The organism is Paenibacillus sp. B01, assembly GCF_009649995.1.
Lineage (GTDB): Bacteria > Bacillota > Bacilli > Paenibacillales > Paenibacillaceae > Paenibacillus_O > Paenibacillus_O pasadenensis.
The window spans coordinates 5,098,894-5,112,103 of record NZ_CP045802.1 but is presented as its reverse complement, the minus strand read 5'-3'; the positions used below and the strand labels follow the sequence as shown (position 1 = coordinate 5,112,103).

Genomic DNA, 13,210 nt, shown 5'->3' with positions numbered 1-13,210 from the left:
GTGAACTGCACGTGGAATGGTATAATATCGTCATCCCGATCGTTACGTTGATCGTCGGCCTGGTCGGCGGCTTTTTCATCGGCGTGTTCTATCTGCGCAAGCAGATGGAGAAGATGCAGTCCGATCCGGAGATGCTTCAAAAGATGGCCAAGCAGATGGGCTACAACCTGAACAACAAGCAGATGCAGAAGGCCCAGCAGATGATGAAGGGCCAGCAAGGCGGACAGCAAAAATTCATCCCGAACCAGCGTGGCGGCAAGCGCAGATAACACGGCAGCCGCCCGCTCCTCAAGGAAGCCAGGGAGGCCGCGATGGCAGGTTTGAAAGATTACTCCAACTCGATGGTCGCGCGCAACCGCGATCAGATCGAATATCATCTCCGCGAGATTCTCAAGCTGGTCGGCGAGGACGTCGAGCGCGAAGGGCTGCTGGACACGCCCGCCCGCGTCACCCGCATGTACGAGGAGATCTTCGCCGGCTACGAGGTCAATCCCGCCGACGTGCTCGGCGTGACGTTCGACGAGAACCATGAGGAGCTCGTCATCGTCAAGGACATCGTGTATTACAGCCAGTGCGAGCATCATATGGCGCCGTTTTTCGGCAAGATCCATATCGGCTACCTGCCGAACGGCCATATCCTCGGCCTGAGCAAGATGGCCCGCCTCGTCGAGGCGGTCACCCGCAAGCTGCAGGTGCAGGAGCGGATCACGTCGCAGCTCGCGGACATCCTCGACGAGGCGCTGTCGCCGCAGGGCGTCATGGTCGTCGTCGAGGGCGAGCATCTGTGCATGTGCTCCCGCGGCGTCAAAAAGCCCGGCAGCAAGACGATCACCTCCGGCGTGCGCGGCGAGTTCCGCTCGAGCAGCGCGCTGCGCGCGGAGTTCCTCTCGCTGCTCAAGCAGTAGCGCCGAGAGCTCCGGCAGCCTGCGCCAGCGAGCCTGCGTCAGCGTGCCAGCTAGCCCGCCAGCGGGCCGGCGAAGCGCGAGGCGGCATGAGCACGGAGCACGGCAAGCCCTCCAGCCTGAGTTCAGGCTGGAGGGCTTTTTTCGTGCTGTTTCGGTCAAGGGACGAAGCGCTTCGGACGGCAAGGCCGATCTTTTTCAAACGACGGCGCTAGTAAGGCTCCCAGGCCAGCGTCCGCGCTTTGTCGAACCGCTCGCTCACGTACGGCCAGTTGACGACGTTCCACCAGTCCTTGACGTAGTCGGGCCGCTTGTTCTGATGCTTGAGGTAGTAGGCATGCTCCCAGACGTCGAGCGGCAGCAGCGGAATCGCATCCCATTGGGACAGGTTCTGGTGCTTCTCCGCCTGCAGGATCTCGAGCCTGCGGCTGCGCGGGCTGTAGACGAGGATCGCCCAGCCGCCGCCCTCCACCTTGCCTGCCGCCTCGGAGAACTGCTTCTTGAACGCGTCGAAGCTGCCGAAGCTGCGGTCGATCTCGTCGGCCAGCGTCCCGACCGGCTTGCCCCCGCCCTGCGGCGACATGGCGGTCCAGAACAGCGTATGCAGGTAATGCCCCGCGCCGTTGAACGCCAGCTCCCGCTCCCAATGCTTGACGAGCGCGAAGTCGCCGCTCTTGCGCGCCGCCTGCAGCTCCTTCTCCGCCTTGTTGAGGTCGTCCACGTAGGCCTGATGATGCTTGTCGTGATGGATCCGCATCGTCGCCTCGTCGATGTACGGCTCCAGAGCGTTGTACGCATAGGGCAAAGGAGGCAGCTGGTGCCCGCCGATCGGAACCTGCTGGTGCGCGCCGGCGGCTTGGCCGGTGCGGGGAGGCGATTCCGCGCGGGACGGCTCTAGCTGCGCCGTCGCCGCTGCAGCCGGAGGGGCCGCCGCGTCCGTCGCCGTGCCGGCCGCTGCGCCAGCCGTCGCACTCGGCTGCTCCGCCGCGCGCCCCTGGCGGATCGCCTCGGCCCGCGCGAGGCGGGCGGTGCAGCCGCGCAGCGCCTCATGCACGGCCGAGCGCGCCTCCGGCTCGCGGCCGAGGGCGGGACTGGCCGAGAGCAGCTGCAGCAGCTGCTGGACGAGCACGCCGCTTTGCGCGGCGGCCGCCTCCAGCAGCTCGGCCGGATCGCCAGCCGCTCCTGCGGCTGGCGGCTCGGAGCGGGGCTCCAGCAGCCGGTCCGCTTCCGCGGCCGTCCGCTCCAGCAGCGGCTGCCATTGCTGCAGCACGCCGGCATAAGCCGGCTCCAGCTCGGCGGCCAGCACAATCTGCTCCAGCCGATCCGCCTCTTCTTGCTTCCATTGCTTGATCTCTTCCAGCAGCCTCGCCTGTGCGAGGTCGGACGGCGCTTCGGTCATGGCGAACCCTCCTTTTCATGGTCGGACCGGCGAGGCGAAGGTCGATTCGCGGCCGCCGGCGGACGCATGGCTCTCGCTTAGGTGTATTCGGTCGACCGGCGGGGATATGAGCGGCAGGCGAAAAAAACCGCTCCGCTGCGCTGAGGAGGCGGCATCCCGCGGCGGCGACCGGCATTCGTGTTCAGCCGGATCGAGCTTGCGAGGAAGAGGCTGGAGCCCTTCCCGTTCATGAAAAGCACGAAGCCGCCCCTGCGAGAGGAGCGGCTTCGTGCTTTTGGATATTTTCAAGTGTCGCGCCAATCAGGAATTCCGCTCACGCGTCCAGTCGGCCTTCCTGCTCCAGCGACTGGTTGACCTGGCTGAGGAACAGCGCGGCGCGCTGGATGTACTCCTTGGGATGCTGGCGGAACAGCAGCTCATGCTGGCCGCCGTTCACGATCCATTCGCGCGACAGCGGATTCGTCTGCCGGGATGCGATCGTCTCCGCATACTGGTAGGAGGCCTTGGCGTCCATCGTGCCGTGGATCATGTAGATTGGAATGGAGTAGTTCGTGCTCATGACCTGCTCGGCGGGAATCTTGTTGAAGTCGACGCCGGTCCAGAGCGGCAGCAGCTTCTCGATGAGCGGCAGCGACAGGCGCGGCAGGTCGATGATGTTGCGCACGTTGTCGAACAGCGTGTCGGGGCTGGCCACGAAGGTGCTGTCGAGGATCATCGCATCGATCGCATCCGTCTGCAGGGCGGCCTGCAGCGCCGTGCCGGCGCCCATGCTGAAGCCCCAGACGACGACTTCCTTGGAGCCGTTCGCGCGGACGTAGTCGACGGCGGCGAGCAGCTGCTGAGACTCCTCCCAGCCGCCGGTCGCCGGAGCGCGGTACTGCTGGGAGGCATAGCCGTAATCGAACATCAGGACATTATAGTTCAGCCGGTGGAGCAGGCTGGCGAGGTCGTACATCGGCACCCACGTCTCCTCGCGGTTCGCGCCGTAGCCGTGGCTCAGCACGATCGTCCGCTCGGACTCGCTCTGGATCGAGCGGCCGGGGGAGGAGGGGATGTACCAGCCGCTTACGGTCGTGCGTCCGCTGAGGCTCGGGAAGGTCACGTCTTCATAAGCGAGGCCTTTGGCCTCCATCGGATTGGAATGGACCGGGGCGACATAGGGATACGCGACCATCCAGGCGATATAGCCGTGGAAGGCGACAATCAGCAGCAGCAGCAGGGCGGCGCCGGCCGACACGGCGGCTACGAGCGCATTGCGGCGCGTGTCGCGGCGAGGAAGCACGGAAGAGAGGGACGGGTCCAGCTGCAGCGGCGAGTTCAGCGGCGTATGCAGGGCAGAGCTGCTCATTTCGTCTTCCCCTCCCTTGTTTTGTAAGCGTTCTAGATCCTATGTACTACTACTGTATGCGTCTATTGTCCGGGCTGTCAATTCATGTCGAGCAATTGTTAAGCACTTGTAATGTTGCCGTAAAATGAAGCCGTTTCTTTACGAGATAAAGGAAACGAGTTATACTAGGAGAATCTTAGTTTCACTGAATGAAACCGAATCGGGGTAGACGGACTCCGCTTTCTCCCCTATAATGATAATGATTCTCAATGAGAACGGAGGAGCGTCATGGCCTTCTCCGCCCCGGAAAGAAAGCAGGTGAGCGCATGGAACCGTCCCGTAGCGGCAAGGCCGAGGATGGAAAATCGAATGTAAGGGCCGTCGAGAGGGCGCTGGATATCCTGCTCTGCTTTACGACGGAGAGCGACCTGCCGATGACCGAGATCGCGGAGCGGGTCGGGCTGCACAAGAGCACCGTACACCGGATGCTGGCGACGCTGGAGGACAAGGGCTTCCTCGAGCGCGACCGCAGCTCCGAGCGCTACCGGCTCGGCATGCGCATCTGGGAGCTGTCGGCGCATCGGTCGCGGTCGGGCGACCCGGCGGTCATCTGCCTGCCGGAGATGGAGAGGCTGCGCGACACGCTCGGGGAGACGGTGAGCCTGTACGTGCGGGACGGCAGCGAGCGGATCCGCATCCAGGCCGTGCAGAGCAACCAGGCGATCCGGCGCGTGGCGCCGGTCGGCGTGCGGCTGCCGCTGTACGTCGGAGCCTCGAGCAAGGTGCTCATCGCTTTTGCCGAGCCGGCGCTGGCGGCGCAGATGATGTCCTTGGAGGCGCTGCCGCAAGGAATCGACCCGCAGTCGTTCCGCGAGCAGCTGGAGGAGATCCGTCGGCTCGGCTACGCGACGAGCATGGAGGAGCGCGAGCCGGGAGCGGCGGCGCTGTCGGCTCCGGTGTTCGACCGCAGCGGTCGGCTGGCGGCGGCGCTGTCCGTATCGGGACCGGCCGCGCGCTTCACGCCGGCCATCATACGCGAGCAGTCGGCGCTCGTCGTCCAGTCGGCGACGCGCATGGGCGCGATGCTGCCGGGCTGAGCGCCCTCGATTATGGCGTCTGCACAGGGATGCGGCGCCGATCCGGTTTCCTATTACCCGCAGAGGCGGCCTGTGAAGGCGCCGGGCTCTGCGGGTTTTTTGGCGCGGGAGCTTGGAGTGCCTTGATTCGGCGAGCTGGAGGCGTCGAAGCTTCATGCCAATTATTATTCACGGGCTAAATAAACGTTGACATAAGAAGTCAACCTCGCTAGTATACTATAGCATAGTAAATCACTAGGATATGAAGGGGATGGACTCATTGCCTGAAAACAACAACCTCGTGCATGCGTTCCAGACGAACTGGATCAGCCTGCTTGTCTCCCTCATCGTCATCGGACTGCTCGTCTGGCTGGCGCGGCGCCGCGTCGGCTTCGGCTATCGGGTGCTGCTCGCGCTCGGCATAGGCCTCGTCGTCGGCGTGACGCTGAACTCCTTGGAGATCGACGCCACGAGCATCAGCACGCTCGGCTCCATTTACGTCAACCTCATCAAAATGCTCGTCATCCCGCTCGTCGCCGTGCTGGTCGTCTCCAGCATCTCGTCGATCTCGAGCCTCGGGCAGCTGCGCAAGATCGGCACCAAGACGATCCTGCTCTTCATCGGCACGACCGGCGTGGCAGCGCTGATCGGCCTGCTCGTGGCGCTGGCGTTCAACCCGGGCTCGGGCATCGCCCAGGAGACGCCGGAAGGGTATGAGGCGCGGACGATTCCGACGTTCTCCGAGGTCATCCTGAACCTCGTGCCGTCCAACCCGATCGGCGACATGGCCGACGCCAAGGTCGTGCCGGTGCTGATCTTCGCGATCTTCATCGCCGTCGCCATCGTGCAGCTCAGCTCGCGCAAGCCGGAGGCGGCCGAGCCGGTGCGCCAAGTCATCGAATCGCTCAAGCAGGTCATGAACCAGGTGACCAAGTACATCATCCGCCTGACGCCATACGGCGTGTATGCGCTGATCGGCTCGATGGCCGCGCGCTACGGCTTCGATACGCTCAAGCCGCTCATCAGCCTCATTCTCGCGACGTATGTCGCGCTGCTGCTGCACTTCATCCTGACGTTCGGCTCGCTCGTCACGTTCTGGGCGAAGCTCAATCCGTTCAAGTTCCTGCGCAAGATCTACCCGACGATCGCCGTCGCCTTCACGACGCGCAGCAGCTACGCGACGCTGCCGGTCAACCTGGAGGTCATCACCAAGCGGCTGCGCGTGTCGCCGCGCATCGCCAGCTTCGTCGCGCCGCTCGGCGCGACGATGAACATGAACGGCTGCGGCGGCGTCTGGCCGGCGGTCGTGGCGATCTTCGTCGCCGAGGTGTACGGCGTGCCGCTCGGCATCTCCGACTACATCCTGATCGTGCTCGTCAGCACGATCTCCTCGATCGGCGTCGCCGGCGTGCCGGGACCGGCGTCGATCTCGACGACGGTCGTCCTGACCGCGCTCGGCCTGCCGCTGGAAGGGCTCGGCCTCGTGCTCGCGATCGACGCCGTCGTCGACATGGGCCGCACGGCGGTCAACGCGACCGGCACGACCGTGTCGTCGCTGCTCGTCGCCGTGTCGGAAGACGAGTTCGACCGCGAGAGCTACAACCGCGACGAGGAAGAGGAGCTGGAGCTGAGCCACGCGTAAAGCAGGGCGCAGCGGAATGAACGGGACGAAGCGGAGCCGGCTCCGCTTCGTCCCTGTTTTCAACCCCATGAACGCAGCGAAGCCCCCGAGGGACATGGCCCTTCGGGGGCTTCCTGCATGAGCGGATCATGCGGCAGGGATCAGCGGGTTGCCTGGATTACATCGAGTGCTGGATATGGATGTCGGAAGATTCGATGAGGTAGTGCCTTCTCCAGAAGGCGGTGGCGGGAAAGGGCATCGCTTCTCTGGAGCCGGGCTCCAGAGCCTTGCGCAAAAGACGGTCCCGATGATCGCTGATCCACTCGGCGTCATAATAGAGCACCGACATGACCTCGTCGCTCGGAACGCCGACGAACGATTGGAACCAGCCGCTCCAGCTCTGCCAGTCGGCGGGAGCCTCGGAGTAGGACATCGTGACGACGGCACGGTGCAGGCTTGAGCCTGCATAAAGATGAAGCGCGACCAGATAGTCGCCGCTGCCGCCTGCAAGCATCGCCGTGGTGCGGCTGATGAACAGGTCGATGCGGCGGATGCGGCGGTCGGGAGCGAGCGGCTCCTCGACCAGAAGAGCAGCGTGGCGGGCGTCGTGCCCCGCCTCCTCGATGACCTCGGACGCATCCAGTACGACCGGAAGCGGCAGCGAGGCGGAGCAGGCGATTTCCTGCTCGGCGCAACAGGCGGCGGAGCGGTGGACGGCTCGCAGCCGTCTCGGCTCCGGACCGCCGGTGAAGCGTTCCTGCAAAGACATGGTCGAACCTCTCCTTTGGTTGCTTACGGGGTTAGCTGACGGATTCGGGCCAAGAGAGTAGCCCTACCAGGCGCAGTCCGCGGCGGCTTCGGCAGCCGCGCGTCGGGTGCGCGCCGGATTCACCCCGGCAGGCGCGACAAGGCGCCTGCGGTTGGTTCCCCCGCTTCCACTTTCGTGGAATTCAGCAGAATAGAAATGTGCTGAACTTTATCATACTTCAGGCCGGCCTGTCTTGTAAAAGGCTATATTTAGCGAAAATTCGATGAAATGCTGTCGGGAACTCGTCCATGCGGACCCATCGTCGCTCTAAAGCGCTCTCATGGAAAAGGATCATAATCCGGAGCGCATCCGTCATAGGATGGAAATTAAGATGGAGAAATAGCGCTTCGGAGAGGATGGGGAAGGATGGCGCGGATCAAGGTGGGAAAAAGGCCTCCGCAAGCCGATGCCGGCGGGGAGGAGCGACGGAGCGAGCCGCCCGCAGGCTGGCGCGGCGCCGTGCAGCATTATGTGCAGGCCTGCAACCAGGCCGAGGTGGAGCTGCGCGACAGCGCGCTCGCCGGAATCATGACGGACGCGGACCATCGGCTGCGCCTGCTGCACCGGCTCCAGCGGCAGCGAGAGCGGGCCGAGGAGCGGGATCTGCTCACCTCCCAATGCGAGACGCGGGCCGCGCTGGTCAAGGTCAACGAATCCGGCGCGGAGGTGTCGGTCGTGCTCCAGCTGCATCTGAAGCGGCATGTCCAGCACAAAGGCCGCCAGTATACGGAGGAGCGGATCGAGCGCGAGCGGATATGGCTCGCACCGGCCGGCGCGGACGGGAGCTGGCGGCTGACGCGGGTCGAGCCGCTCGTCGGCGAGCGGCGGCCGCGCTACGGCCATGCCGCGGCGGACAGCGCGCTCGCCGAGCACCGCTCCTACGGCAACGGCGGCGGCAGCGGCATCCAGCCGCCCGGCGCGCCGCGTCCTTTCCTTAACTATGGCGTCGTTCCGCGCATCAACACCCGCTCCCGCGCCGCCCGGTACCGGCGCGAGCTGGTCGCGGCCTACGCGGACCAGTGGTGGAACGAGCCGAATCCCGCTTACGAGGAATTCGAGGTCAACTGCACCAATTATGTGTCGCAGTGCGTCTTTGCAGGGGAAGCGCCGATGAACTATACTGGGAAAAGGGAATCCGGCTGGTGGTACAAGGGACGGACGGGCGGCCAGGAGCAGTGGAGCTACAGCTGGGCCGTGTCCAACGCGTTCCAGCTCTACTTGAGCTTTCCGCGCTCGTCCGGCATGCGGGCGACGCCGGTGGAGAGCGCGGCGGAGCTGGAGCTCGGCGACGTGATCACCTACGACTGGAACGGCGACGGCCGCTTCCAGCATACGACGGTCGTGACGGCGTTCGACGGGGACGGCATGCCGCTCGTCAACGCCAATACGGTGCCGAGCCGCCACCGCTACTGGGACTACAAGGATTCGTACGCGTGGACGGAGCAGACCCGCTACCGGTTCTATCATTTGAGCGACAGCATGTAGCACGGCCAGGATGCCGGCAGCCGGTCCGCATGGGCGGACCCGGTTGTTGGCATCCTAATTTCTAGAGGGTACCGGAGGGCTAACATCATGGGAGAGAAGATTCGCGTCGGACTGGTCTACGGAGGCAAGTCGGGGGAGCATGAGGTGTCGCTGCAGACGGCGCTGGCGGTCATGGGGGCGTTCGATTTCGGCAAATACGAGATTCAGCCCTTCTACATCACCAAAACGGGCGAATGGCGCTCGGCAGGCGTGCTGCTCGCGGCTCCGGACAGCGTGGAGCAGCTGAAGCTGGAAGGCGGCGACAGCAGCCTGGCGCTCGCGCCGGTATTCCGCGGCCTGGCCCCTGCGCCGGCCGGCGAGTCGGCGCTGCAGGCGGCGGCCGCCGCCGCCGCGCCGGAGAAGGCGGTCGACGTCATCTTCCCGCTGCTGCACGGCACCTTCGGCGAGGACGGCACGATCCAGGGGCTGCTCGAGATGGCCAACATCCCGTACGTCGGCGCGGGCGTGCTCGCCTCGGCGGTCGGCATGGACAAAATCACGATGAAAAAAGTGTTCGCCCATGAAGGGCTGCCGCAGTGCATCTACCGCAGCTTCAACCGCACGCAGTGGGAGAAGGACCATACGTTCTTCGTCATGGAGATCGAGGTCGCGCTCGGCTATCCGTGCTTCGTCAAGCCGGCGAACCTCGGCAGCAGCGTCGGCATCTCCAAGGCGAAAAACCGCGAGGAGCTGATCGCCGCCGTCGAGCTGGCGCTGCGCTACGACCGCAAGGTCGTCGTCGAGGAGTTCGTCGACGCGCGCGAGATCGAGGTCAGCGTGCTCGGCAACGACGAGCCGCGGGCATCCGTGCCCGGCGAGGTCATCAGCGGCGCGGACTTCTACGACTACAACGCCAAGTACGTCGACGGCACGAGCATCATGCAGATTCCGGCCGACCTGCCGGCCGAGACGGCCGAGGCGGTGCGCGAGATGGCGATCCGCGCCTATCTGGCGATCGACGGCTCGGGCCTGTCGCGCGTCGACTTCTTCCTTCGGAGGAGCGACGGCCAGCTGCTCATCAACGAGGTGAACACGATGCCGGGCTTCACGCCGTACAGCATGTACCCGCTCATGTGGAAGGAAACCGGAATGCCGTACCGCGAGCTGCTCGACACGCTGATCGAGCTGGCGCTGGCGCGCCACGCCGACAAGCAGAAGATCCACTACGGCGGCTGAGCCGCAGCAAGCGTGCTTTCCCCAGGCAGAGCCCTGCTCTGGGGAGGCGCTTTTTTACATAAAGAGGAGGGACAAGCGATGGGCTTCGCCACCGAGTTCAATTCCGTCTGCAAATTCAAGTCCGAGCAGGAGCTGTACGAGCTGCTGGAATACGGCAAGGGCAAGATGGTCAAGAGCGGCTTCCGCGTCTTTCCGACCGGCCAGAAGGTGATCGCGTACACGCCGGACAACCGCGCGATCGCGATCGTGCGCATCCTCGCCTCCATCGCGGAGATCAACTTCCAGGGCCAGGAGGTCACCCAGGTCGAGATGGAGCTGGTGCGCAAGCTGACCGAGGAAGAGTCGCGCGTCCAGACGAACCTCGCGCATGAGATGTTCTTCGGAGAGCGGGGATGATCGTCCGCTTCGGCTTTGTCGCGATGAGCCTGCTGCTGGAGAACGCCTCCCCGTCGCGCACGATGACCTACACGAACTTCGCCAAGCTGGGCGACCGGGAGGCCGGCCTCGCCAGGCTGGAGCGCATCGCCGAAAACAATCTGCGCAGCACGCTGCGCATCCTGAACAACAACCGCTATTCGGACATCCACCTGTACCGGTTCTCCTCCAAGCTCATCCCGCTCGCCACGCATGAAGCGCTGAGCGGCTGGGACCCGTATCCGGCGCTTGCTCCGGCGTTCGCCGACATCGGCGCGTTCGTGCGGAAGCACGGCATGCGCGTCAGCTTCCATCCCGACCACTTCTGCGTGTTCAGCACGCCGCGGCCGGAGGTGCTGCGCAGCTCGATCCGCGACATGGAGCATCATGTCCGCATGCTGGAGGCGATGGGGCTGGACGAGCGGGCTAAATGCAACATCCACGTCGGCGGCGCCTACGGCGACAAGGCCTTGTCGGGAGAGCGCTTCGTCCGCCAGTTCGGCGAGCTCGGGTCCGCCCTGCGCGGGCGCGTGACGCTCGAGAACGACGACAAGACGTTCACCGCGCGCGAGACGCTGGACATCGCCGAGCAGACGGGCAATCCGGTCGTGCTGGACATCCATCACCACTGGGTGAACGACGGCGGCGAGACGCCGGAGTCGCTGCATGGCGAGCTGTGGCCGCGCATCGCCGCGACGTGGCGCCGGGAGCAGGAGCGGCTCGGCCTGGGCGGCGGGCCGGAGGGGCTGCCGCCCAAGATCCACGCCTCCAGCCCGAAAAGCCTCAGCGATCCGCGCGGCCATGCCGACGGCGTGGAGCCGGGGCCGCTGCTCGCCTTCCTGCGGAGCGTGAACGGCTCGGTGCCGCATATCGACTGCATGCTCGAGGCCAAGGCCAAGGACCAGGCGCTCGCCTGGCTGATGGAGGAGATGCGCAAGCTGGAGGCGGCCGGACAAGGCGTCCGCGTCGTGGACGGCTCGACGATCGAGCTGTAGCGTCTTTTATAGGAAAGAAATGGGGAATCGCAACGCATGCTTGAATGGATCCTGATCTTGCTTACAGGCGTCGTCGCCTCGATCTTCGGCAGCATCGTCGGGCTCGGCGGCGGCATCATCATCGTGCCGGTGCTGCTGCTGCTCGGCCCGCAGCTGACCGGCGCGCCGATCCCGGAGGCGACCGCCGTCGGCACGTCGCTGGCGGTGCTCATCGTGACGGCGCTCGCCTCCTCGCGCACCTATGCCAAGCAGCGCAAGGTGGACTTCCGCAGCGCCTGGCTGCTGTTCATCACGAGCGGCCCGGGCGCGATGGCCGGCTCGGCGCTGACGTCCAAGTTCCACGGCCCGGCCTTCCAGCTCAGCTTCGGCATCTTCATGCTGCTGATGGCGCTGCTGCTCATCCTGCGCGACCGCATCAAGCCGTCCGCGCGCCAGTGGCCGGTCACGGTGCGCATGACCGACGGCGCGGGCATCGAGCATGTCTACGGCTACAGCCTGCCGCTGCTGCTCGGCATCGGACTGCTCGTCGGCATCGTCTCCGGCCTGTTCGGCATCGGCGGCGGCTCGCTGTTCGTGCCGGTCATGGTGCTGCTGTTCGCGTTTCCGCCGCATGTGGCGACGGCGACGTCGATGTTCGTCATCTTCCTGTCGTCCATCAGCGGCAGCATCGTGCACGGCGCGATGGGCGAGATCGACTGGCTGCTCGTGGCGGCGCTCGCGCCGGGCGCCTGGCTCGGCGGCAAGGCCGGCGCCTGGATCGCCAGCCGCATGAGCGGCAAGGCGATCCTGTGGCTGCTGCGGGCGACGCTGCTCGTGCTGGCCGCGCGGCTCATCTGGCAGGGAGCTTCCCAGCTGTAGCGGAGAGCTTCGCGGGAAGTCGGGAAGTCGCTTGAATCCGAATACGGATGCCGTTCGTATACCGAGGAGGCATCCGTATTTTGCATTCGGACATTGGAAAGGCTTACATTTAGAGAAAAGGAAACGGGGGAGAAGCATGAACGAACCGATCGTAGGCAGCAAGAGCTTCGCGGCGGTGGCGATCAACTGCGCGTCCAAGGCGGGGGAATGGATCCAGTCCAAGCTCGGCGCCTACCAGACGCTCAAGGAGAAGCAGTCGCCCCATGATCTCGTCACCGAGGTCGACCGCGGCTCGGAGAAGCTGATCCGCAGCCTGATCATGATGAACTTTCCGGACCATTCCTTCCTTGGGGAGGAAGGGGTAGAGCCGGGTCCGGCCGCCTCCGCGCAGGCGCTGGAGGACGTGCGCGACGCCGAATATCTATGGATCGTCGATCCCGTCGACGGGACGACCAACTTCGTGCACGGCTTCCCGTTCTTCACCGTGTCGATCGCGCTCGCGCGGCGCGGAGAGGTGATCCTAGGCGTCGTCTACGATCCTTCGGCGGACGAGCTGTTCATCGCGGAAAAAGGCAAAGGAGCCTACGTCCATGGCAAGCGCATGAGCGTGTCGGGCGAGACGGCGCTGCGGACGAGCCTCGTCGCGACCGGCTTCCCGGCGGAGCATCGCGAGGCGCTGCCGCGCAACCTGGCGCAGCTGCAGCGGATCGCGCCGCAGGTGCGCAACATCCGCTCGGGCGGATCGGCCGCGCTCCATCTGGCCTATGTGGCGGCCGGCAGGCTGAGCGGATTTTGGGAGGTCGGCCTGAGCAGCTGGGACATCGCCGCCGGCGCGCTGCTCGTGCAGGAAGCGGGCGGACGCGTCGGCGGCCAGAACGGGGAGCCGTACCATCTCGGCGTGCGCGACGTGCTGGCGACGAACGGCCTCATCCACGAGGAGCTGCAGGCCGAGCTGGCCGCGCCCTCGGCATGACGGGAGCTTCCGCAGCCGCTCGCGCCTGACCGGAATCCGGATCTCCGGGGCGGACGAAAGACGAGGGAGCGATTCGGCTATAGCCGTTTTGCGCATGGCGCTTCGGGGCAAAATAGGCTACACTAGCGGTAGGAATC

Annotated in this window: 13 protein-coding genes and 1 riboswitch; of the genes, 10 read left to right on the top strand and 3 right to left on the bottom strand. The window is 65.2% G+C overall.

What is annotated here, in order from left to right:
• The first annotated feature begins 11 nt into the window (after positions 1–11).
• Together GE073_RS21920 and folE are read left to right on the top strand one after the other, a co-directional pair.
• Positions 12–269, top strand: coding sequence for a YneF family protein (locus GE073_RS21920; protein WP_028598616.1), 258 nt, complete (start codon positions 12–14; stop codon positions 267–269).
• A gap of 42 nt (positions 270–311) precedes the next feature.
• Positions 312–905 (top strand): GTP cyclohydrolase I FolE, encoded by a 594-nt coding sequence (gene folE / locus GE073_RS21915; protein ID WP_153784374.1) that lies wholly within the window; start codon positions 312–314, stop codon positions 903–905.
• Positions 906–1,113: 208 nt separating this feature from the next.
• Here the strand turns inward: folE and GE073_RS21910 are convergent, their stop codons facing one another.
• A complete protein-coding gene (locus tag GE073_RS21910) occupies positions 1,114–2,301 on the bottom strand; it encodes a superoxide dismutase (protein ID WP_153784373.1) in 1,188 nt (395 codons plus the stop codon).
• A gap of 313 nt (positions 2,302–2,614) precedes the next feature.
• Positions 2,615–3,649, bottom strand: a complete 1,035-nt coding sequence (locus tag GE073_RS21905; protein ID WP_101807716.1) for an alpha/beta hydrolase — start codon at positions 3,647–3,649, stop codon at positions 2,615–2,617.
• 305 nt (positions 3,650–3,954) lie between these two features.
• Between GE073_RS21905 and GE073_RS21900 the strand changes: the two genes are divergently transcribed.
• Complete coding sequence (locus GE073_RS21900) at positions 3,955–4,725, top strand: IclR family transcriptional regulator (RefSeq protein WP_028598620.1); 771 nt, start codon at positions 3,955–3,957, stop codon at positions 4,723–4,725.
• A 250-nt stretch (positions 4,726–4,975) separates the two neighbouring features.
• The gene (locus tag GE073_RS21895; protein ID WP_153784372.1) at positions 4,976–6,346 is read left to right on the top strand and encodes a dicarboxylate/amino acid:cation symporter; all 1,371 of its coding nucleotides are present in this window, start codon (positions 4,976–4,978) and stop codon (positions 6,344–6,346) included.
• 157 nt (positions 6,347–6,503) lie between these two features.
• On the opposite strand, the gene GE073_RS21890 is transcribed toward GE073_RS21895, so the two are convergent.
• On the bottom strand, positions 6,504–7,094 hold the full coding sequence (locus GE073_RS21890) for a hypothetical protein (protein WP_028598622.1): 591 nt from the start codon (positions 7,092–7,094) through the stop codon (positions 6,504–6,506).
• Between the two features lie 5 nt (positions 7,095–7,099).
• Positions 7,100–7,291: riboswitch (cyclic di-AMP (ydaO/yuaA leader) on the bottom strand.
• 208 nt (positions 7,292–7,499) lie between these two features.
• Here GE073_RS21890 and GE073_RS21885 point away from each other — a divergent pair.
• The 6 genes from GE073_RS21885 to GE073_RS21860 all read left to right on the top strand — a co-directional run bounded on the left by GE073_RS21885 (position 7,500) and on the right by GE073_RS21860 (position 13,073).
• Entirely contained in the window at positions 7,500–8,618 is a 1,119-nt protein-coding gene (locus tag GE073_RS21885; RefSeq protein WP_153784371.1) for an amidase domain-containing protein, read from the top strand.
• An 87-nt stretch (positions 8,619–8,705) separates the two neighbouring features.
• Positions 8,706–9,833 carry a D-alanine--D-alanine ligase gene (locus GE073_RS21880; protein WP_153784370.1) on the top strand — a complete coding sequence of 376 codons (1,128 nt, stop codon included), beginning with the start codon at positions 8,706–8,708 and terminating at the stop codon, positions 9,831–9,833.
• A 78-nt stretch (positions 9,834–9,911) separates the two neighbouring features.
• Positions 9,912–10,229: a hypothetical protein gene (locus GE073_RS21875; RefSeq protein WP_153784369.1), complete on the top strand. Its 318-nt coding sequence runs from the start codon at positions 9,912–9,914 to the stop codon at positions 10,227–10,229.
• Positions 10,226–11,242 (top strand): UV DNA damage repair endonuclease UvsE, encoded by a 1,017-nt coding sequence (gene uvsE, locus GE073_RS21870; protein WP_153784368.1) that lies wholly within the window; start codon positions 10,226–10,228, stop codon positions 11,240–11,242. The genes GE073_RS21875 and uvsE overlap by 4 nt, the downstream gene beginning before the upstream one ends.
• 36 nt (positions 11,243–11,278) lie before the next feature.
• Positions 11,279–12,100, top strand: coding sequence for a sulfite exporter TauE/SafE family protein (locus GE073_RS21865; RefSeq protein WP_153784367.1), 822 nt, complete (start codon positions 11,279–11,281; stop codon positions 12,098–12,100).
• 136 nt (positions 12,101–12,236) lie between these two features.
• A complete protein-coding gene (locus GE073_RS21860) occupies positions 12,237–13,073 on the top strand; it encodes an inositol monophosphatase family protein (RefSeq protein ID WP_153784366.1) in 837 nt (278 codons plus the stop codon).
• Positions 13,074–13,210: the final 137 nt, after the last annotated feature.